Annotated in this window: 27 protein-coding genes; all 27 read left to right on the forward strand. The window is 39.9% G+C overall.

The genetic code is table 11. The features are described from left to right. Positions 1-48 precede the first annotated feature (48 nt). The 27 genes from rpoC to secY all read left to right on the forward strand — a co-directional run bounded on the left by rpoC (position 49) and on the right by secY (position 19525). A complete protein-coding gene (gene rpoC, locus C794_RS00115; protein WP_017795115.1) occupies positions 49-3660 on the forward strand; it encodes a DNA-directed RNA polymerase subunit beta' in 3612 nt (1203 codons plus the stop codon). A 391-nt stretch (positions 3661-4051) separates the two neighbouring features. Then, positions 4052-4468 carry a 30S ribosomal protein S12 gene (gene rpsL / locus C794_RS00120; protein WP_017795116.1) on the forward strand — a complete coding sequence of 139 codons (417 nt, stop codon included), beginning with the start codon at positions 4052-4054 and terminating at the stop codon, positions 4466-4468. A 34-nt stretch (positions 4469-4502) separates the two neighbouring features. Next, positions 4503-4973 carry a 30S ribosomal protein S7 gene (gene rpsG, locus C794_RS00125; RefSeq protein WP_011064518.1) on the forward strand — a complete coding sequence of 157 codons (471 nt, stop codon included), beginning with the start codon at positions 4503-4505 and terminating at the stop codon, positions 4971-4973. Positions 4974-5017: 44 nt separating this feature from the next. Further along, positions 5018-7096, forward strand: coding sequence for an elongation factor G (fusA, locus tag C794_RS00130; protein WP_017795117.1), 2079 nt, complete (start codon positions 5018-5020; stop codon positions 7094-7096). A 110-nt stretch (positions 7097-7206) separates the two neighbouring features. Beyond that, positions 7207-8397 carry an elongation factor Tu gene (tuf, locus tag C794_RS00135; RefSeq protein WP_017795118.1) on the forward strand — a complete coding sequence of 397 codons (1191 nt, stop codon included), beginning with the start codon at positions 7207-7209 and terminating at the stop codon, positions 8395-8397. 674 nt (positions 8398-9071) lie between these two features. After that, the gene (gene rpsJ, locus C794_RS00140; RefSeq protein ID WP_011064521.1) at positions 9072-9380 is read left to right on the forward strand and encodes a 30S ribosomal protein S10; all 309 of its coding nucleotides are present in this window, start codon (positions 9072-9074) and stop codon (positions 9378-9380) included. Between the two features lie 28 nt (positions 9381-9408). After that, complete coding sequence (rplC, locus tag C794_RS00145; protein ID WP_017795119.1) at positions 9409-10038, forward strand: 50S ribosomal protein L3; 630 nt, start codon at positions 9409-9411, stop codon at positions 10036-10038. 26 nt (positions 10039-10064) lie between these two features. Beyond that, on the forward strand, positions 10065-10688 hold the full coding sequence (gene rplD, locus C794_RS00150) for a 50S ribosomal protein L4 (protein WP_017795120.1): 624 nt from the start codon (positions 10065-10067) through the stop codon (positions 10686-10688). Beyond that, on the forward strand, positions 10688-10975 hold the full coding sequence (gene rplW, locus C794_RS00155) for a 50S ribosomal protein L23 (protein WP_017795121.1): 288 nt from the start codon (positions 10688-10690) through the stop codon (positions 10973-10975). The genes rplD and rplW overlap by 1 nt, the downstream gene beginning before the upstream one ends. 31 nt (positions 10976-11006) lie before the next feature. Continuing rightward, the gene (gene rplB / locus C794_RS00160; protein ID WP_017795122.1) at positions 11007-11837 is read left to right on the forward strand and encodes a 50S ribosomal protein L2; all 831 of its coding nucleotides are present in this window, start codon (positions 11007-11009) and stop codon (positions 11835-11837) included. Between the two features lie 58 nt (positions 11838-11895). Beyond that, positions 11896-12174, forward strand: a complete 279-nt coding sequence (rpsS, locus tag C794_RS00165; RefSeq protein ID WP_017795123.1) for a 30S ribosomal protein S19 — start codon at positions 11896-11898, stop codon at positions 12172-12174. Positions 12175-12192: 18 nt separating this feature from the next. After that, positions 12193-12534, forward strand: coding sequence for a 50S ribosomal protein L22 (gene rplV / locus C794_RS00170; protein ID WP_017795124.1), 342 nt, complete (start codon positions 12193-12195; stop codon positions 12532-12534). 3 nt (positions 12535-12537) lie between these two features. After that, positions 12538-13179, forward strand: coding sequence for a 30S ribosomal protein S3 (rpsC, locus tag C794_RS00175; protein WP_017795125.1), 642 nt, complete (start codon positions 12538-12540; stop codon positions 13177-13179). Positions 13180-13197: 18 nt separating this feature from the next. After that, the gene (gene rplP / locus C794_RS00180) at positions 13198-13632 is read left to right on the forward strand and encodes a 50S ribosomal protein L16 (RefSeq protein ID WP_011064529.1); all 435 of its coding nucleotides are present in this window, start codon (positions 13198-13200) and stop codon (positions 13630-13632) included. Beyond that, positions 13622-13822, forward strand: a complete 201-nt coding sequence (gene rpmC, locus C794_RS00185; RefSeq protein WP_011064530.1) for a 50S ribosomal protein L29 — start codon at positions 13622-13624, stop codon at positions 13820-13822. Before rplP ends, rpmC begins: the two co-directional genes overlap by 11 nt. Positions 13823-13847: 25 nt before the next feature. Then, positions 13848-14111 (forward strand): 30S ribosomal protein S17, encoded by a 264-nt coding sequence (gene rpsQ, locus C794_RS00190; protein WP_011064531.1) that lies wholly within the window; start codon positions 13848-13850, stop codon positions 14109-14111. Positions 14112-14154: 43 nt separating this feature from the next. After that, complete coding sequence (gene rplN, locus C794_RS00195) at positions 14155-14523, forward strand: 50S ribosomal protein L14 (RefSeq protein ID WP_017795126.1); 369 nt, start codon at positions 14155-14157, stop codon at positions 14521-14523. 34 nt (positions 14524-14557) lie between these two features. After that, entirely contained in the window at positions 14558-14869 is a 312-nt protein-coding gene (rplX, locus tag C794_RS00200; protein ID WP_017795127.1) for a 50S ribosomal protein L24, read from the forward strand. 26 nt (positions 14870-14895) lie between these two features. Beyond that, positions 14896-15435, forward strand: coding sequence for a 50S ribosomal protein L5 (gene rplE, locus C794_RS00205; protein WP_017795128.1), 540 nt, complete (start codon positions 14896-14898; stop codon positions 15433-15435). Between the two features lie 29 nt (positions 15436-15464). Continuing rightward, positions 15465-15650 carry a 30S ribosomal protein S14 gene (rpsN, locus tag C794_RS00210; protein WP_011064535.1) on the forward strand — a complete coding sequence of 62 codons (186 nt, stop codon included), beginning with the start codon at positions 15465-15467 and terminating at the stop codon, positions 15648-15650. Positions 15651-15679: 29 nt separating this feature from the next. Then, positions 15680-16078, forward strand: a complete 399-nt coding sequence (gene rpsH / locus C794_RS00215) for a 30S ribosomal protein S8 (RefSeq protein WP_017795129.1) — start codon at positions 15680-15682, stop codon at positions 16076-16078. A 31-nt stretch (positions 16079-16109) separates the two neighbouring features. After that, positions 16110-16646: a 50S ribosomal protein L6 gene (gene rplF / locus C794_RS00220; protein ID WP_017795130.1), complete on the forward strand. Its 537-nt coding sequence runs from the start codon at positions 16110-16112 to the stop codon at positions 16644-16646. Positions 16647-16676: 30 nt separating this feature from the next. Then, positions 16677-17036, forward strand: a complete 360-nt coding sequence (gene rplR, locus C794_RS00225; protein WP_017795131.1) for a 50S ribosomal protein L18 — start codon at positions 16677-16679, stop codon at positions 17034-17036. Positions 17037-17059: 23 nt separating this feature from the next. Beyond that, positions 17060-17563 (forward strand): 30S ribosomal protein S5, encoded by a 504-nt coding sequence (gene rpsE / locus C794_RS00230; RefSeq protein ID WP_017795132.1) that lies wholly within the window; start codon positions 17060-17062, stop codon positions 17561-17563. A 13-nt stretch (positions 17564-17576) separates the two neighbouring features. Further along, a complete protein-coding gene (rpmD, locus tag C794_RS00235) occupies positions 17577-17759 on the forward strand; it encodes a 50S ribosomal protein L30 (protein ID WP_017795133.1) in 183 nt (60 codons plus the stop codon). Positions 17760-17790: 31 nt separating this feature from the next. Beyond that, the gene (gene rplO, locus C794_RS00240) at positions 17791-18231 is read left to right on the forward strand and encodes a 50S ribosomal protein L15 (RefSeq protein ID WP_011064541.1); all 441 of its coding nucleotides are present in this window, start codon (positions 17791-17793) and stop codon (positions 18229-18231) included. Between the two features lies 1 nt (position 18232). Next, positions 18233-19525: a preprotein translocase subunit SecY gene (secY, locus tag C794_RS00245; protein WP_017795134.1), complete on the forward strand. Its 1293-nt coding sequence runs from the start codon at positions 18233-18235 to the stop codon at positions 19523-19525. Position 19526: the final 1 nt, after the last annotated feature.

Genomic DNA, 19526 nt, shown 5'->3' on the forward strand with positions numbered 1-19526 from the left:
AATCTGATCCAGTGGTAAAATCGCACATTAAAAAGGGAGGATTGCCCCTTGTTGGATGTAAATAATTTTGAGTACATGAAAATAGGTCTCGCATCACCTGAAAAGATTCGTTCTTGGTCATACGGTGAAGTTAAAAAGCCGGAAACGATTAACTATCGTACATTGAAACCGGAAAAAGATGGTCTTTTCTGTGAGCGTATCTTTGGACCACAGAAAGACTGGGAATGTCATTGTGGTAAATACAAGCGCGTACGATATAAAGGCGTCGTTTGTGATCGTTGTGGAGTAGAAGTAACAAAAGCGAAAGTACGTCGTGAACGTATGGGACATATCGAGCTTGCAGCTCCAGTTTCACACATTTGGTATTTCAAAGGAATCCCAAGTCGTATGGGGTTAGTATTGGATATGTCGCCACGTGCGTTAGAAGAAGTTATTTACTTTGCAGCATATATCGTTACAGATCCAGGAAGTACACCACTTGAGAAAAAACAATTGCTTTCTGAGAAAGAATTCCGTTCTTATTATGATAAGTACGGCAATACGTTTAAAGCGCAAATGGGTGCGGAAGCAATCCGCAAACTTCTTCAAGACATCGACCTTGAAAAAGAGGTGGATGCATTAAGAGAAGAATTGAAATCTGCGCAAGGACAACGTAGAACAAGAGCAATTAAACGTTTAGAGGTTATGGAAGCATTCCGTAATTCTGGTAATGATTCTAGCTGGATGGTTTTAGATGTTCTACCGGTAATTCCTCCAGAAATACGTCCAATGGTTCAGTTGGATGGTGGACGTTTTGCGACTTCTGACTTGAACGATCTATATCGTCGAGTTATAAATCGTAATAACCGATTGAAACGCCTTCTTGATTTAGGTGCGCCTAGCATCATCGTTCAAAATGAAAAACGTATGTTACAAGAAGCTGTTGATGCGTTAATCGATAATGGTCGTCGTGGCCGTCCGGTTACAGGACCTGGAAATCGTCCTTTAAAATCTCTATCTCATATGTTGAAAGGGAAGCAGGGTCGTTTCCGTCAAAACTTACTTGGTAAACGTGTTGACTACTCTGGTCGTTCCGTTATCGTCGTAGGACCACATTTGAAAATGTATCAATGTGGATTGCCTAGAGAGATGGCATTAGAATTATTTAAACCATTTATTATGAAAGAGCTTGTTTCTAGAGGATTAGCTCATAATATAAAATCAGCAAAACGTAAAATCGAGCGCGTACACCCAGATGTATGGGATGTGCTGGAAGATGTTATTAAAGAACACCCAGTACTTCTAAACCGCGCACCTACACTTCACCGTTTAGGAATCCAGGCGTTTGAGCCAACTCTTGTAGATGGGCGAGCAATTCGTCTGCATCCGCTAGTATGTACAGCTTATAACGCAGACTTTGACGGTGACCAAATGGCGGTTCACGTACCACTTGGTGCAGAAGCGCAAGCAGAAGCACGCATCTTGATGTTGGCTGCTCAAAACATTCTAAATCCAAAAGACGGTAAACCAGTAGTTACACCGTCACAGGATATGGTATTAGGTAACTATTACCTAACATTGGAACGTGAAAATGCTATCGGAGAAGGCTCTTACTTTAAAGATACAAACGAAGCATTAATTGCATACCAAACTGGTTATGCTCATCTGCATACTCGTGTTGCTGTTCAAGCGTCAAGCTTAAATAACAAAACATTTACAGAAGAGCAAAACAACAAATTATTACTAACTACTGTAGGTAAGTTAATCTTTAATGAGATTCTTCCGGATTCGTTCCCGTATATCAATGAACCAACACAGTTGAATCTTGAAGAAAAAACACCAGAAAATTATTTTGTTGATCCTGGTACGTCTATTAAAGAAGAAATCCAAAGTCGTGAACTTGTCAAACCGTTTAAAAAAGGTTTCTTAGGAGATATCATTGCTGAAGTCTTCAAACGATTCCAAATCACAGAGACATCAAAAATGCTTGACCGTATGAAAGACTTAGGATTTAGTTATTCTACCAAAGCAGGTATGACGGTTGGTATTTCTGATATTGTTGTACTTGGTGAAAAACAAGGGATTTTAGATGAAGCTCAAACTAAAGTGGATAAAGTACTCAAACAGTTCCGTCGTGGTTTAATTACCGAAGAGGAACGTTATGATCGAGTAATCGCTATTTGGTCTGAAGCTAAAGACGTTATTCAAGATAAGTTGATGGATTCCTTGAGCAACCGTAACCCTATCTTTATGATGAGTGATTCTGGTGCTCGTGGTAACGCGTCTAACTTTACGCAGCTTGCTGGTATGCGTGGTTTAATGGCCGATCCAGCTGGTAAAATTATCGAGATACCTATTAAATCAAGTTTCCGAGAAGGCTTAACTGTAATGGAATACTTTATTTCCACTCACGGTGCTCGTAAAGGTCTTGCCGATACAGCATTAAAAACAGCTGACTCAGGTTACTTAACTCGTCGACTTGTTGATGTTGCACAAGATGTAATTATTCGTGAAGACGATTGTGGAACTGATCGAGGATTAACTGTTTCAGCATTAGAAGAGGGATCTGAAGTAATCGAGCCACTATTGGATCGTTTGATTGGAAGAACTTCTTTTGAAAATGTAAAACATCCAGAAACTGGAGAAGTGCTTGTTGAAAAGAATGAGCTTATTTCTGAAGACCAAGCGAAAACAATTGTTGAATCCGGTATAAAAGAAGTAATTATTCGTTCTGCTTTCACTTGTAATACGAAGCACGGCGTGTGTCAAAAATGTTATGGTCGTAATTTAGCAACTGGTTCTGATGTAGAAGTAGGAGAAGCAGTAGGGATTATTGCTGCACAATCCATCGGTGAGCCAGGAACCCAGCTTACAATGCGTACCTTCCACACAGGTGGGGTAGCAGGAGATGACATCACACAAGGTTTACCTCGTATTCAGGAGTTATTTGAGGCACGTAATCCGAAAGGGCAAGCGGTAATTACTGAAATTGATGGAACCGTACAAGAATTCAAAGAAGTAAAAGATAAACAAGAGATTGTTGTTCAAGGCGCAGTGGAACAACGTAGTTACGCAGTACCTTATAACGCAAGAATGAAAGTAGCAATCGGAGACACCGTAGAAGCTGGTCAAGAGTTGACGGAAGGTTCCGTTGATCCAAAAGAACTCTTACAAATTAAAGGTGTTGAAGGGGTACAGGATTACTTGCTTAAAGAAGTACAACGAGTATACCGTATGCAAGGGGTAGAAATCGGCGATAAACACGTTGAAGTAATGGTTCGTCAAATGTTGCGTAAGATTCGCATCGTATCTTCCGGAGATACGGAAGTATTACCTGGCTCCTTACTTGAATTGCATCAATTCAAAGAAGCGAACCATAAAGTATTGATGGAAGACGGAGAACCTGCAACTGGGCGCCCAGTTCTACTTGGTATTACAAAAGCGTCACTAGAAACTGATTCCTTCTTATCTGCTGCATCATTCCAAGAAACAACACGTGTTCTTACAGATGCTGCAATCAAAGGAAAACGTGATGAACTTCTAGGTCTGAAAGAGAATGTTATTATTGGTAAGCTTGTACCAGCTGGTACTGGAATGCCTCAGTATCGTAATCTCGAATCAGGATTAGATACGCCAGAAACTGTTGAAGAATCTTCAGAAGAAGAAACTCAAACAGTTTAAATGGTTGAAGTCCTATAAAGACTTTTAAGCGACAATTATAATAAGCAATCGGAAGCACCAAAAAAATACCTTTTTGATATTGACATTAAAATTCTAGAATGGTACTATATTCAAGGTGCTTCCGATTATGCTTACTAAGTATTTTCGGTTGTAAAAAGTGTAATCGGAACTTACGGTTTACAAGATAACACTAAATTTATTACTAGACTAATCAACGAACAGTGACTATATGTTGATTGATACAAAGAGATATAAGGTTTTTGTGTATATAATACGCAGAGACGTTATTTTTTCCCTAAAGATGAACCACCTGGATGTGTGGCATTACAAAACATGATTCTACGGTCACTGATTGATTAATCACATAAACAAATGAAGGGAGGATAAAATCATGCCTACTATAAATCAGCTAGTGCGTAAAGGTCGTGTCAGCAAAACAAAAAAATCTGACTCTCCTGCACTTAATAAAGGCTACAACAGCTTTAAGAAGAAAATGACTGATGAAAACGCCCCTCAAAAGCGTGGTGTATGTACTCGTGTTGGTACACTTACTCCAAAGAAACCAAACTCTGCACTTCGTAAATATGCGCGTGTGCGTTTGTCTAACAACATGGAAGTAACTGCATACATTCCTGGAATTGGTCACAACCTTCAAGAGCACAGTGTTGTACTAATCCGTGGCGGTCGTGTAAAAGACTTACCGGGTGTACGTTACCATATTGTACGTGGAGCGCTTGACACTGCAGGTGTTGAAGGCCGTATGCAAGGACGTTCCAAGTACGGAACTAAAAGACCTAAAAAGAAATAAGAAATAATCATCTAGAAGAAAGGAGGATGTAACGATGCCTCGTAAAGGACCAGTACCAAAACGTGATGTATTGCCAGATCCGCTTTATAAATCTAAGTTAGTAACTCGCTTAATTAATCAAATTATGGTTGATGGAAAGCGTGGGAAAGCACAAAAAATTCTTTATAATGCGTTTGAATTAGTCGCTGAAAGAAGTGGACAAAACGCTATGGAAGTTTTTGAGCAAGCTATGAAAAACGTAATGCCTGTACTTGAAGTTCGCGCACGCCGTGTGGGTGGATCTAACTATCAAGTACCAGTAGAAGTTCGTCCAGAACGTCGTCAAGCATTAGGACTACGCTATATTGTTAACTATTCACGTTTACGTGGAGAGAAAACAATGGAAGAACGTCTTGCTAATGAAATTCTTGATGCTTCTAATAACACAGGAGCTGCTGTTAAGAGACGTGAAGATATGCATAAAATGGCAGAAGCGAACAAAGCATTCGCTCACTACCGTTGGTAATATTAATCTAACAAAAGCTTTCAATTTAGGAAGGAGAAGAATACATGGCTAGAGAGTTCTCCTTGGAAAAGACGCGTAATATTGGTATTATGGCCCACATTGATGCGGGTAAAACAACCACTACTGAGCGTATTCTTTTCTATACAGGACGCATTCACAAAATTGGTGAAACTCACGAAGGTGCTTCTCAAATGGACTGGATGGAGCAAGAGCAAGAACGTGGTATTACAATCACGTCTGCTGCAACAACAGCCGCTTGGAGAGATCACCGTATCAACATCATTGATACTCCGGGACACGTAGACTTCACTGTAGAGGTTGAACGTTCCTTACGTGTACTTGATGGTGCGGTGACTGTACTAGATGCACAATCTGGAGTTGAGCCACAAACTGAAACGGTATGGCGCCAAGCAACAACTTATGGTGTACCACGTATCGTATTTATCAATAAAATGGATAAAACAGGTGCTGATTTCTTGTATTCTACGGGTACATTAAAAGAACGCCTAGGTGCTAATGCACATCCAATTCAGATGCCAATTGGTGCTGAAGATGATTTTAACGGAATTATTGACTTAATCACAATGGATGCATACTTCTATTTAGATGATTTAGGTCAACGTTCCGAAACACGTGAAATTCCTGCTGAATTAAAAGATGAAGCAGAAGAGTTGCGTGCAAGCTTAATCGAAGCTGTTGCAGAAACTGATGAAGAGCTTATGATGAAATATCTTGAAGGAGAAGAAATCTCCAACGATGAGTTGAAATCTGCTATTCGTCAAGCAACACTTAATGTTGATTTTTATCCAGTACTTTGTGGTTCAGCATTTAAGAACAAAGGTGTTCAGTTAATGCTAGACGCAGTACTTGATTACCTACCTGCGCCAACAGATGTGCCTCCAATCGAAGGTATCATTCCTGGTACAGAGGAAAAAGTAACTCGTCCATCTTCTGATGATGAGCCTTTCTCTGCATTAGCTTTTAAAGTAATGACAGATCCTTATGTTGGTAAACTTACATTCTTCCGTGTGTACTCTGGAACATTAGATTCTGGTTCATACGTGAAAAACTCAGTAAAAGATAAGCGTGAGCGTGTAGGACGTATTCTACAAATGCACGCTAACTCTCGTGAAGAAATCTCAAGAGCATATTCAGGTGAAATTGCTGCAGCAGTTGGTTTGAAAGATACTTCTACAGGGGATACGCTTTGTGATGAGAAGAACCTTGTTATCTTAGAGTCTATGGACTTCCCAGAACCAGTTATTTCTGTTGCGATTGAGCCGGAAACAAAAGCTGACCAAGATAAGATGGCAATTGCATTATCTAAATTAGCCGAAGAGGATCCAACTTTCCGTACTGAAACAAACCCGGAAACTGGTCAAACTATTATCTCTGGTATGGGTGAACTTCACCTTGATATCATTGTTGATCGTTTGAAACGTGAGTTCAAAGTAGGAGCTCAAGTAGGTGCGCCTCAAGTTTCTTATCGTGAGACATTCCGTGGATCTGCTGAAGTCGAAGGTAAATTCGTACGTCAGTCTGGTGGACGCGGACAATTCGGTCACGTTTGGGTTAAATTTGAACCAAACGAAGAAGGTGCCGGATTTGAATTTGAAAACAAAATTGTTGGTGGTGTAGTTCCTCGTGAATACATTCCAGCAGTTCAACAAGGTATCGAAGAATCAATGGAAAACGGAGTTCTTGCTGGATATCCGTTAATCGATATCAAAGCAACACTTTATGATGGTAGCTACCATGATGTTGACTCGAACGAAATGGCGTTTAAAGTTGCTGCATCTATGGCGCTAAAAGCTGCTAAAAACAAATGTAAACCAGTTCTTCTTGAGCCAATGATGAGAGTTGAAGTTGTTGTACCAGAAGAATACATGGGAGACATTATGGGTGACGTAACATCCCGTCGTGGACGCGTAGAAGGTATGGAAGCACGCGGTACAGCACAAGTTGTTAAAGCGTTCGTACCACTTGCAGAAATGTTTGGTTATGCAACTGCACTACGTTCGAACACACAAGGTCGCGGTGTATACACAATGCACTTTGATCACTACGAAGAAACACCGAAAAGCATTACTGAAGAAATTATCAAGAAAAATGCTGGTGAATAATTGATTTTTTCGTAAATCTAACGTATAACATTTAGTAAAGGCTGAGAAATACAAATCTGTATTTCTTGGCACTAATACAAATTGGTATTTAATTAAAGGAGGAAACATAAATGTCTAAAGAAAAATTCGATCGCTCGAAAAGTCACGTTAACATTGGTACTATTGGACACGTTGACCATGGTAAAACTACTTTAACTGCAGCTATCACTACTGTAATGGCTAAAAGAAACGGTAGCGGAGATGCTATGGCTTATGACCAAATCGATGGTGCTCCAGAAGAGAAAGAACGTGGAATTACAATCGCAACTTCTCACGTAGAATATGAAACTGAAACTCGTCACTATGCACACGTGGACTGCCCAGGTCACGCTGACTATGTTAAAAACATGATCACTGGTGCTGCACAAATGGACGGAGCTATCCTTGTAGTATCTGCTGCTGATGGCCCAATGCCACAAACTCGTGAGCACATCCTACTTTCTCGTAACGTTGGGGTTCCTACAATCGTAGTATTCCTTAACAAAACAGACATGGTAGACGATGAAGAGCTTCTTGAATTAGTAGAAATGGAAGTTCGCGATCTATTAACTGAATATGACTTCCCTGGTGATGATCTACCAGTTATTAAAGGTTCTGCACTTAAAGCTCTTGAAGGCGATGCTGAATACGAAGAAAGAATCGTTGAATTAATGGCTGCAGTTGACGAATACGTTCCAACTCCAGACCGTGACACTGATAAACCATTCATGATGCCAGTTGAGGATGTATTCTCTATTACTGGACGTGGTACTGTTGCAACTGGACGTGTTGAGCGCGGACAAGTAAGTGTTGGTGATGAAGTAGAAATCATCGGTCTTGCTGAAGATTCTTCTAAAACAACTGTTACTGGAGTAGAAATGTTCCGTAAGCTTCTTGACTATGCTGAAGCTGGTGACAACATTGGTGCACTTCTTCGTGGGGTTGCTCGTGAAGACATCAACCGTGGTCAAGTATTAGCTAAACCAGGTTCAATCACTCCACATACTAACTTCAAAGCTGAAGTTTATGTATTATCTAAAGATGAAGGTGGACGTCATACTCCATTCTTCTCTAACTACCGCCCTCAGTTCTACTTCCGTACTACGGATGTAACTGGTGTAATCGAACTACCAGAAGGAACTGAAATGGTAATGCCTGGAGATAACATTGAAATGACTGTTGAACTTATTTCTCCAATCGCGATTGAAGACGGAACTCGTTTCTCAATCCGTGAAGGTGGACGTACAGTAGGTTCTGGCGTTGTTTCTTCTATCCAAAAATAAGTAATATAAGTAAAAACAGACAATGGAATTCCGTTGTCTGTTTTTTTTATTATGTATTATAAGACTAATTTGGGGTTAGTTTTAGCTAACATCATAATGAACAATATCAAATTAAGTACTAATAATAGTGATATAGAAATGTCGGTATTGTAGAATTGGAACGGAGATTGGGCAAAGAAACCCAACAAGGTGCCTTAAGTTTTCATCCGAAATATCTTACTATGAAATTGATTCGATGGAGTAAATAAAATATAGAAAATGCTAAACAGATAAATTAAAGAACTTTGAAAATGACATAAATAGATGGATAATAAGTTATTCCAGTACGCGCTAAATTCTTTTCATTTAAATTTAAATAGGATGACGAAAATTCAAGCCTTAATTTATTCTTTCTTCATAGGAAATTAAAGGATTTACTTTCTCCAATAAAAAGTTTCAAACCCCCTTGCATTTACTTATGAAACTATGTATAATAAAAAACTGTGCAAACTTATAGGTGTTCATATAATAAGCTTGCATTGACCAATAGTTTTTAGTATACTATTAATGTTGGTCACTTGGTGCGTTGATGCGGAAGGTTGTTGGCACACCCGGCCCCTTTGCCATGGCGAGGGTGTCGAGAAATTTCCGCGGAGAATGTCTATATGAATATGGGCGATAAAGGAGGGAAAATAATGGCAAAAGAGAAAATCAGAATCCGTTTAAAAGCATATGATCATCGTATTTTAGATCAATCTGCTGAAAAAATCGTGGATACTGCGAAACGTTCTGGAGCGAAAGTGTCTGGTCCGATTCCATTACCAACTGAGAAATCTGTTTATACAGTTTTGCGTGCAGTGCATAAGTACAAAGACTCTCGTGAGCAATTCGAGATGCGCACACATAAACGTTTAATCGATATTCTCGAGCCTACACCGAAAACAGTTGATGCGCTAATGCGTTTAGACTTACCATCAGGTGTAGATATTGAAATTAAATTATAATTCGTTCTAAATATAGGAGGTGTAACGGATGACGAAAGGAATCTTAGGTCGTAAAATCGGCATGACTCAGTTATTCTCTGATAATGGAGAGTTAATTCCAGTAACAGTAATTGAAGCTGAGCCAAATGTTATATTGCAAAAGAAAACATTAGAAAATGATGGTTACGAAGCGTTGCAAATCGGTTTTGCTGATAAAAAGGAATCACGTACTAATAAAGCGGAAAAAGGTCATGCTGAGAAAGCAGGCACTGCCCCTAAGCGCTACGTTCGTGAAATCCGTGGCGCAGAGGTTGATAGCTTTGAAGTTGGGCAAGAGATCAAGGTTGACATCTTTGAGTCTGGAGAAAAAATTGACGTAACAGGTACATCTAAAGGGAAAGGTTTCCAAGGTGTAATCAAACGTCATGGTCAACAACGTGGGCCTACTACACACGGTTCTCATTTTCATAGAGCTCCAGGTGCAATGGGTGTAATTGATCCAATGCGTGTATTCAAAGGTAAAAAGCTACCAGGTCATATGGGGTCTGAACAAGTAACGATCCAAAACCTTGAAGTTGTAAGTGTAGATACTGACAAGAATCTACTATTAATTAAAGGTAACGTGCCTGGCGCGAAAAAATCTTACGTTAAAATCACAAGTGCAGTGAAAGGTAACTAATCACACAAACGAAGGGAGGATATGTCATGCCTAAAGTAGCACTTTTAAAACAAGACGGAAGCAATGTTGGAGACATCGAGTTAAACGATTCTGTTTTTGGAATTGAGCCAAATACTCATGTACTACACGAAGCAGTAGTTATGCAACGTGCATCATTACGTCAAGGTACTCATGCTGTTAAAAACCGCTCTGATGTACGCGGTGGCGGACGTAAACCATGGCGTCAAAAAGGAACTGGTCGTGCACGTCAAGGTTCAACTCGCTCACCACAATGGGTAGGCGGTGGAACTGTGTTTGGACCAACTCCACGTAGCTACAGCTACAAATTGCCAAAGAAAGTACGTCGTTTAGCATTAAGATCTGCATTATCTTCTAAAGTAAATGAAGAAAGTTTATTTGTTTTAGAGAACATCGCTATTGATGCTCCAAAAACAAAAGAGATCATAAATATCTTAAAAGGTCTTCAAGTAGACGCGAAAGCACTTATCGTTCTTTCTGAGAAAGATGAAACTGTAGTTCGTTCTGCTAACAACCTACAAAATGTTACAGTATTAACTGTTGAAGAATTAAACATTCTTGACTTGCTTACGCATGACAAGCTGATCATCACAAAAGATGCAGCTGAAAAAGCAGGGGAGGTGCTCGCATAATGAAAGATCTACGCGATGTAATTAAACGCCCTGTCATCACGGAACATTCCGCTGATTTAATGGCAGAAAAAAAATATACGTTTGAAGTATCCCCAAAAGCAAATAAAACTGAAATCAAAGATGCTGTAGAAACAATCTTTGGTGTTAAAGTTGAAAAAGTAAACACAATGAATCAAAAAGGTAAATTTAAGCGAATGGGCCGTTACGGTGGATATCGCCCGAATCGCAAAAAAGCTGTTGTTCAACTAACAGAAGACAGTAAAGAACTAGATTTCTTTGAAGCTTAAAAAATATATTCAGTGAGAAGGAGGGACAACGATGGCGATTAAAAAATTCAAACCAACCTCTAATGGTAGACGTAATATGTCTGTGTCAGATTTCGCAGAGATTACTACAGATACTCCAGAGAAATCCCTACTAAGCCCAATTAAAAAACGCGGCGGTCGTAACAACCAAGGGAAATTAACGGTTCGTCATCAAGGCGGCGGTCATAAACGTCAATATCGTATCATCGATTTCAAACGTGATAAAGATGGTATACCAGGACGCGTTGCTACAATCGAATATGATCCAAACCGTTCAGCGAACATCGCTTTGATTCATTATGCTGACGGTGAAAAGCGTTACATCATTGCTCCTAAAGGACTAAAAGTAGGGCAAGAAATTGAGTCTGGCGAAAAAGCAGATATTAAGTTAGGTAACGCATTACCACTTGCAAATATCCCAGTAGGTAGTGTTATCCACAACATCGAGTTAAAACCAGGTCGTGGTGGACAATTAGCACGTTCTGCTGGTGCAGAAGCTCAAATCCTAGGACGTGAAGAAAAGTATACTTTAGTAAGACTTTCTTCAGGCGAAGTTCGTTTAGTATTATCTACTTGCCGCGCAACACTTGGTCAAGTTGGTAACATCGAACATGAACTAGTACGTGTAGGTAAAGCTGGACGTTCTCGTTGGAAAGGTGTTCGTCCAACAGTACGTGGTTCTGTTATGAACCCTAACGATCACCCACACGGTGGTGGTGAAGGACGTGCTCCAATCGGACGTAAATCACCAATGTCACCATGGGGCAAACCAACACTTGGTTACAAAACGCGTCAGCGTAATAAACCATCTGATAAGTATATCGTTCGTAAACGTAAAAAATAAACTAAAGTAACGGACGGGAAGTAACACCCGTCTCGAAACCCGGGAAGGAGGCTTATCCATGGGTCGTAGCTTGAAAAAAGGACCTTTCGCAGATGACCATTTAATGAAGAAAATTGAAGTGCTTAACACAGACGACAAGAAACAAGTTATTAAAACATGGTCTCGTCGCTCTACAATTTTCCCAACATTTGTAGGTCATACTATTGCAGTTTATGATGGACGCAAACATGTGCCGGTTTATATTACAGAAGATATGGTCGGTCATAAATTAGGTGAATTCGCACCAACTCGTACGTATAGAGGACACGCTGGTGACGATAAGAAAACAAAACGCTAATGAGAGGAGGTACTAGGCATGCAAGCTAAAGCCGTTGCGAAATCAGTTCGTATTGCTCCTCGTAAGGTTCGTTTAGTTGTAGATCTAATTCGAGGAAAAGAGGTTGGCGAAGCAATCGCTATTTTAAATCATACACAGCGTGGAGCTTCTCCAGTCGTAGAAAAAGTATTAAAATCTGCAATCGCAAATGCAGAACACAACTATGAAATGGACGCAGACAGTCTTATCATTTCAGAAGCATTCGTAAATGAGGGTGCTACATTGAAACGTTTCCGTCCACGTGCTCAAGGACGCGCAAGCAGAATTAACAAGCGCACAAGCCACATTACAGTTGTGGTAACTGAAAAGAAGGAGGGATAGTCAGTGGGTCAAAAAATAAATCCAACGGGTCTTCGCGTAGGTATCATTAAAGACTGGGAGTCTAAATGGTATGCTGGCAAAGACTATGCAGACTTGCTACATGAAGATATTAAAATCAGAGAATATCTTGAAAATCGTCTAAGCACAGCTGCTGTTTCTTCTATTGAAATCGAGCGTGCTGCAAACCGTGTAAACATTACGATCCATACTGGTAAACCAGGAATGGTAATTGGTAAAGGCGGTTCTGAAGTAGAAGCTTTACGTAAATCATTAAACAACTTGACTGGCAAACGAGTTCACATCAATATTGTAGAAATCAAGAAAGTTGATTTAGATGCAACATTGGTTGCTGATAGCATTGCTCGTCAATTAGAAAATCGTATTTCTTTCCGTCGTGCTCAAAAGCAAGCTATCCAACGTGCAATGCGTGGAGGAGCAAAAGGAATTAAAACACAAGTATCCGGACGTCTTGGCGGTGCAGATATCGCTCGTGCGGAACACTACAGTGAAGGTACAGTGCCACTTCATACTTTACGTGCAGATATTGACTATGGTACAGCAGAAGCTGATACTACGTACGGTAAACTAGGCGTTAAAGTATGGATCTATCGTGGAGAAGTCCTTCCAACTAAAACTAATAAGTAAAGGAGGGGGCTCATTACTATGTTAATGCCTAAACGTGTTAAATATCGTAGACAACATCGTGGTAAAATGAGAGGCCAAGCAAAAGGTGGAACTACCGTTGCTTTTGGTGAGTATGGCTTACAAGCTACTGAAGCTTCTTGGATTACAAGTCGCCAAATCGAGGCTGCTCGTATCGCAATGACTCGTTACATGAAACGTGGTGGTAAAGTTTGGATCAAAATTTTCCCAGACAAACCATACACAGCTAAGCCTTTAGAAGTTCGAATGGGTTCTGGTAAAGGTGCTCCTGAGGGATGGGTAGCAGTTGTAAAACCAGGAAAGATTATGTTTGAAATCGCAGGTGTATCGGAAGAGGTTGCTCGTGAAGCATTACGTCTTGCTTCCCACAAACTACCTGTAAAAACAAAATTCGTAAAACGTGAAGAAATTGGTGGTGAAAGCAATGAAGGCTAATGAAATAAGAGATCTAACCACTGCCGAAATTGAACAAAAAGTAAAATCTTTAAAAGAAGAGTTATTTAATTTACGTTTCCAACTAGCTACTGGCCAATTGGAAAACACTGCACGCATCCGTGAAGTTCGTAAATCAATTGCTCGTATGAAAACTGTTATTCGCCAACGCGAATTAAGCGTAAATAACTGATTCTACAGAGAGGAGGTTAGCCTCAATGACTGAACGTAATGATCGTAAAGTTTATACTGGCCGTGTCGTTTCTGACAAAATGGATAAAACAATAACTGTTTTAGTTGAGACGTATAAATTCCATAAGTTATATGGAAAACGTGTTAAGTATTCTAAAAAATTCAAAACACATGATGAAAACAATGTTGCTAAAAATGGTGATGTAGTTCGTATCATGGAAACTCGTCCGTTATCAGCTACAAAACGTTTCCGTTTAGTAGAAGTTACGGAAGAAGCGGTAATTATATAATTAAAGTTCGCTCGGAAGGATTCCGAAGGGAGGTCACAGCGTTATGATTCAACAAGAAACTCGTTTAAAAGTTGCAGATAACTCTGGTGCTCGTGAAGTATTAACCATCAAAGTATTAGGTGGATCTGGTCGTAAAACTGCTAACATTGGTGATGTAATTGTTTGCACGGTGAAACAAGCAACACCAGGCGGCGTTGTCAAAAAAGGTGAAGTTGTTAAAGCAGTTATCGTTCGTTCTAAATCTGGTGCACGCCGTAAAGATGGTTCATACATTCGTTTTGATGAAAATGCTGCCGTAATTATTCGTGATGATAAAAGTCCAAGAGGAACTCGTATCTTCGGACCGGTTGCACGTGAATTACGTGAAGCTCAATTCATGAAAATCGTATCTCTAGCTCCAGAAGTTTTATAAGAAAGAATTACCTTGTCAAGGAGGTGCGTAAAGCATGCATGTAAAAAAAGGTGATAAAGTTAAAGTACTATCCGGGAAAGACCGTGGTAAGGAAGGTACTGTATTAGAAGCATTTCCGAAGAATGAGCGCGTATTAGTAGAAGGCATCAACATGGTTCAAAAACACGCGAAGCCTTCTCAAGAGAATCCACAAGGTGGAATTCTTAACATCGAAGCTCCAATTCATGTCTCTAATGTATTACCAATTGATCCGAAATCCGGTGAACCAACTCGTGTTGGATACGAAGTGAAAGATGGTAAGAAAATCCGCATCGCTAAAAAATCCGGTGAAGCATTAGATAAATAAGTTGTCTGTGAAAGGAGGGCTACACTATGAACGAATTGAAACAGAAATATCAAGATGAAATCGTGTCATCTTTAATGGATAAATTTAATTACAATTCCGTAATGGAAGTACCAAAAATCGAAAAAATCATTATTAACATGGGTGTTGGTGATGCTGTTCAAAACTCTAAAGCATTAGATAGTGCTGTAGAAGAACTTTCTCTAATTTCTGGTCAAAAACCATTGATCACTCGTGCGAAGAAGTCTATCGCTGGATTCCGTCTACGTGAAGGAATGCCAATCGGTGCAAAAGTAACTCTTCGTGGTGAGCGTATGTATGAGTTCTTGCAAAAACTAGTTGCAGTTTCTCTTCCACGTGTTCGTGACTTCCGTGGTATCTCTAAGAAAGCTTTCGACGGTCGTGGAAACTACACTCTAGGTGTGAAAGAACAATTGATTTTCCCAGAAATTAATTATGATAAGGTAAGCAAAATTCGTGGTATGGATATCGTTGTAGTAACAACTTCCAACACTGACGAAGAAGCTCGTGAACTTTTAGCTCAGCTAGGCATGCCTTTCCAAAAATAAGCTAAAAGCTAATACAAGGAGGGAAAATTGTGGCTAAAAAATCAATGATTGCGAAACAAAAACGCCCGCAAAAATTCAAAGTGCAAGAGTACACTCGTTGCGAACGCTGCGGACGTCCACATTCAGTAATTCGTAAATTTAAACTTTGCCGTATTTGTTTCCGTGAACTTGCCTATAAAGGTCAAATTCCTGGTGTCAAAAAAGCAAGTTGGTAAACCCCGATTCGGGAAGGAGGTAATTAGTAATGGTTATGACAGATCCAATTGCAGATATGCTTACTCGTATTCGTAATGCAAACATGGTAAAACATGAGAAGCTAGAGCTTCCTGCTTCAAATATTAAAAAAGATATCGCTGATATCCTTAAGCGTGAAGGGTTTGTTAAAGATTACGAGTTAATCGAAGACAACAAACAAGGTGTATTGCGTATCTTCTTAAAATATAGCGCAAATGAAGAAAAAGTAATTTCAGGTATCAAACGTATTAGTAAACCAGGTTTACGTGTTTATGCCAAAGCTGATGAAGTTCCACGTGTACTTAACGGTTTAGGTATTGCAATCGTATCAACATCTAACGGTCTGCTTTCTGACAAAGAAGCACGCTCTCAAGCTGTTGGTGGCGAAGTACTAGCGTACGTTTGGTAATCACTAATTTTTAAATGAGGAGGTGCTAGGTATGTCTCGTGTAGGATTGAAACCTGTAGAGATTCCTGAAGGTGTAGAGCTTAAGTTTGATAACAACACAATCACTGTTAAAGGCCCTAAAGGCGAATTAAGTAGAGATCTACATCCTGATATGAAAATCAATATTGAAGATAATGTACTAACAGTTGAACGCCCAAGTGATCATAAAGAGCACCGTGCTTTACACGGTACAACTCGTAGCTTGATCAACAATATGGTAATTGGTGTAAGTAAAGGTTTTGAAAAATCATTGGAAATTAACGGTGTTGGTTACCGCGCGCAAAAGCAAGGTAACAAAACTGTAATTAACGCTGGTTATTCTCACCCTGTAGAACTTGAAGCAATCGACGGTATTGAAATCGAAGTTCCTAAAAACACACAGATTACTGTTAAAGGTATCGACAAAGAATTAGTAGGTGCAATTGCAGCGAATATTCGTGCAATCCGTCCACCAGAGCCTTATAAAGGTAAAGGTATTCGCTATGCGGATGAATATGTACGTCGTAAAGAAGGTAAAACTGCTAAGTAAGCTTAGTTAGGCGAGAAAGGAGTGACCCAGATGATTACAAAACCTGACAAAAATGTCATTCGTAAAAAACGTCATAATCGTGTACGTAGAACACTTTCAGGAACAGCGGAACGTCCTCGTTTAAACGTATACCGTTCTAATAAGAACATTTACGCTCAATTGATCGATGATATCGCAGGTGTTACTGTTGCAAGTGCTTCTACTGCTGATAAAGAGCTAGGGATCGACGGAGGAAACGTTGAATCTGCTAAGCAAGTTGGCGCAGCGATTGCGAAACGTGCTATCGATAAAGGTTACAAATCAGTTGTTTTTGATCGTGGAGGATATTTATATCATGGCCGCATCAAAGCATTGGCAGAGGCTGCCCGCGAGGAAGGTCTTGAATTTTAAAAGATAAAGGAGGTAACCATTGTATGAACACTAACATTGATCCGAACAAATTAGATCTTGAAGAACGCGTTGTTACGGTAAACCGTGTCGCAAAGGTTGTTAAAGGTGGACGTCGTTTCCGCTTTGCAGCACTTGTTGTTGTTGGTGACAAAAACGGTCATGTAGGTTTTGGTACTGGTAAAGCACAAGAAGTTCCAGAAGCTATTAAAAAAGCTGTAGATGATGCGAAGAAAAACTTAATTACTGTACCAATCGTTGGTACTACAATTCCACATGAAATTCACGGACAGTTTGGTTCTGGTAACGTATTAATGAAACCAGCTGCAGAGGGTACTGGAGTTATCTCTGGTGGACCAGTTCGTGCAATCTTAGAATTAGCTGGTGTAGGTGACATCCTAACAAAATCATTAGGATCTAACACACCAATCAATATGATCCGTGCTACTTTAAACGGATTAACAAACTTGAAGACAGCTGAGGACGTAGCTAAATTACGTGGAAAGTCTGTTGAAGAACTGTTAGGATAAGGAGGGAAACACTATGGCTAAAAAGTTGGAAATAACCCTCACTCGCAGTGTCATCGGTGGCACTGATGTTCAAAAGAAAACAGTCGAAGCTTTAGGGTTAAAGAAAATTCGTCAATCCGTTGTACGTGAAGATACTCCAGCCGTTCGTGGTATGGTAAACAGAGTGTCCCACTTATTGACAGTTAAAGAAGTTTAATTAATCATTAGTGTAAAGAGGAGGTGCTCGCATGAAACTTCATGAATTGAAGGCAGCAGAAGGAACTCGTAAAGAGAGAAATCGTGTTGGTCGAGGCATGTCTTCTGGTAACGGAAAAACTTCCGGCCGTGGACACAAAGGACAAAAAGCACGTTCAGGCGGCGGTGTACGTCCAGGATTTGAAGGTGGTCAAATGCCTTTATTCCAACGTCTACCTAAGCGCGGATTCACCAATGTGAATCGTAAAGAGTACGCAATTGTTAACCTTGATACGTTAAATCGTTTTGAGGAAGGCACTGAAATCACACCAGAGCTATTACTAGAGACAGGTGTCGTTAGCAAACTAAATGCTGGAATTAAGATACTTGGTAAAGGTACTTTAGAAAAGAAACTAACAGTAAAAGCTCATAAGTTCTCCGCTTCCGCAAAAGAAGCGATTGAGACAGCGGGCGGTCAATCTGAGGTGATTTAATTTGTTTCGTACACTCTCCAATTTTATGCGCGTAGCTGATATTAGAAATAAAATCATTTTCACATTATTAATGTTGATTGTATTCCGGTTCGGTACGTTTATTCCTGTACCATTTACGGATAAAGCAGCAATCGACTTTATGAACGAGCAAAATGTATTTGGCTTCTTAAACACATTTGGTGGTGGAGCCTTGCAGAACTTTTCTATCTTTGCGATGGGGATAATGCCTTATATTACAGCATCCATCATCATGCAGCTACTGCAAATGGATGTAGTACCTAAGTTTGCAGAATGGAAGAAACAAGGGGAAATGGGACGTAAGAAAATTGCTCAAGTAACTCGTTACGGGACAATTGTTCTTGCTTTCGTTCAAGCAATTGCGATGTCAGTCGGTTTCAATGCGATGGCAGGCGGCATGTTAATTGCAGACCCTAATGTTATGAAATTCTTAACGATTGCGATCGTTCTTACAGGTGGTACGGCATTCCTTATGTGGATGGGTGAACAAATTACAGCACATGGAGTAGGTAATGGTATTTCTATCATTATCTTCGCTGGTATCGTAGCCGCAGTTCCTAACGGTGTAGGACAGTTATACTCCCAGTATTTCTCTAATCCTGGAAATGATTTGTTTATTAACATCGTTATTGTTGCCCTGATTGCTCTAGTAGCAGTTGCTGTAACAGTTGGAGTTATTTTTGTAAACCAAGCATTGCGTAAGATTCCGGTTCAATATGCTAAAAAGCTAGTGAATCGTTCGCCAGTAGGTGGCCAATCTACTCACCTACCAATTAAGGTGAATGCTGCAGGGGTTATTCCAGTAATCTTTGCAATTGCATTTATGATGGCACCGACGACAATTGCTGGTTTCTTTGAAGGGAATCAAGTAGCAGATTTCATCACTAGAACATTTGATTATACTTCCCCTGTGGGAATGGTCATCTATGTAGCGATGATAATTGCTTTCACATATTTCTATACATTTGTTCAGGTTAATCCAGAGCAAATGTCTGAGAATCTACAAAAACAAGGTGGATATATTCCAGGAATTCGTCCGGGTCATAATACGGAAGAATACTTGACTCGCGTGATTAACAGATTAACTTTTGTTGGCGCACTGTTCTTAGCGGTTGTCTCTGTATTCCCGATGATCTTAGGTAGTCTTGCGAATCTACCTTCTGCAGTACAAATTGGCGGCACAAGCTTACTAATCGTTGTAGGTGTTGCATTACAAACAATGAAACAATTAGAAGGACAGCTCGTGAAGCGTCACTACAAAGGATTCATTAAGTAAC

It is taken from the genome of Oceanobacillus kimchii X50, assembly GCF_000340475.1.
Classification (GTDB): domain Bacteria; phylum Bacillota; class Bacilli; order Bacillales; family Amphibacillaceae; genus Oceanobacillus; species Oceanobacillus kimchii.

Excerpts from the sequence above, each read along its gene's own strand:
- rplE (WP_017795128.1), top strand. The coding sequence starts at position 14,896 with ATGAACGAATTGAAACAGAAATATCAAGATGAAATCGTGTCATCTTTA.
- rplX (WP_017795127.1), top strand. The coding sequence starts at position 14,558 with ATGCATGTAAAAAAAGGTGATAAAGTTAAAGTACTATCCGGGAAAGAC.
- rpmD (WP_017795133.1), top strand. The coding sequence starts at position 17,577 with ATGGCTAAAAAGTTGGAAATAACCCTCACTCGCAGTGTCATCGGTGGC.
- rplR (WP_017795131.1), top strand. The coding sequence starts at position 16,677 with ATGATTACAAAACCTGACAAAAATGTCATTCGTAAAAAACGTCATAAT.
- rplP (WP_011064529.1), top strand. The coding sequence starts at position 13,198 with ATGTTAATGCCTAAACGTGTTAAATATCGTAGACAACATCGTGGTAAA.
- tuf (WP_017795118.1), top strand. The coding sequence starts at position 7,207 with ATGTCTAAAGAAAAATTCGATCGCTCGAAAAGTCACGTTAACATTGGT.
- rpsL (WP_017795116.1), top strand. The coding sequence starts at position 4,052 with ATGCCTACTATAAATCAGCTAGTGCGTAAAGGTCGTGTCAGCAAAACA.
- rpsS (WP_017795123.1), top strand. The coding sequence starts at position 11,896 with ATGGGTCGTAGCTTGAAAAAAGGACCTTTCGCAGATGACCATTTAATG.
- rpmC (WP_011064530.1), top strand. The coding sequence starts at position 13,622 with ATGAAGGCTAATGAAATAAGAGATCTAACCACTGCCGAAATTGAACAA.
- rpsG (WP_011064518.1), top strand. The coding sequence starts at position 4,503 with ATGCCTCGTAAAGGACCAGTACCAAAACGTGATGTATTGCCAGATCCG.
- rplD (WP_017795120.1), top strand. The coding sequence starts at position 10,065 with ATGCCTAAAGTAGCACTTTTAAAACAAGACGGAAGCAATGTTGGAGAC.
- rpsJ (WP_011064521.1), top strand. The coding sequence starts at position 9,072 with ATGGCAAAAGAGAAAATCAGAATCCGTTTAAAAGCATATGATCATCGT.
- fusA (WP_017795117.1), top strand. The coding sequence starts at position 5,018 with ATGGCTAGAGAGTTCTCCTTGGAAAAGACGCGTAATATTGGTATTATG.
- rplN (WP_017795126.1), top strand. The coding sequence starts at position 14,155 with ATGATTCAACAAGAAACTCGTTTAAAAGTTGCAGATAACTCTGGTGCT.
- rplO (WP_011064541.1), top strand. The coding sequence starts at position 17,791 with ATGAAACTTCATGAATTGAAGGCAGCAGAAGGAACTCGTAAAGAGAGA.
- rpsH (WP_017795129.1), top strand. The coding sequence starts at position 15,680 with ATGGTTATGACAGATCCAATTGCAGATATGCTTACTCGTATTCGTAAT.
- rplC (WP_017795119.1), top strand. The coding sequence starts at position 9,409 with ATGACGAAAGGAATCTTAGGTCGTAAAATCGGCATGACTCAGTTATTC.
- rplW (WP_017795121.1), top strand. The coding sequence starts at position 10,688 with ATGAAAGATCTACGCGATGTAATTAAACGCCCTGTCATCACGGAACAT.
- rpsE (WP_017795132.1), top strand. The coding sequence starts at position 17,060 with ATGAACACTAACATTGATCCGAACAAATTAGATCTTGAAGAACGCGTT.
- rplB (WP_017795122.1), top strand. The coding sequence starts at position 11,007 with ATGGCGATTAAAAAATTCAAACCAACCTCTAATGGTAGACGTAATATG.
- rplF (WP_017795130.1), top strand. The coding sequence starts at position 16,110 with ATGTCTCGTGTAGGATTGAAACCTGTAGAGATTCCTGAAGGTGTAGAG.
- rplV (WP_017795124.1), top strand. The coding sequence starts at position 12,193 with ATGCAAGCTAAAGCCGTTGCGAAATCAGTTCGTATTGCTCCTCGTAAG.
- rpsQ (WP_011064531.1), top strand. The coding sequence starts at position 13,848 with ATGACTGAACGTAATGATCGTAAAGTTTATACTGGCCGTGTCGTTTCT.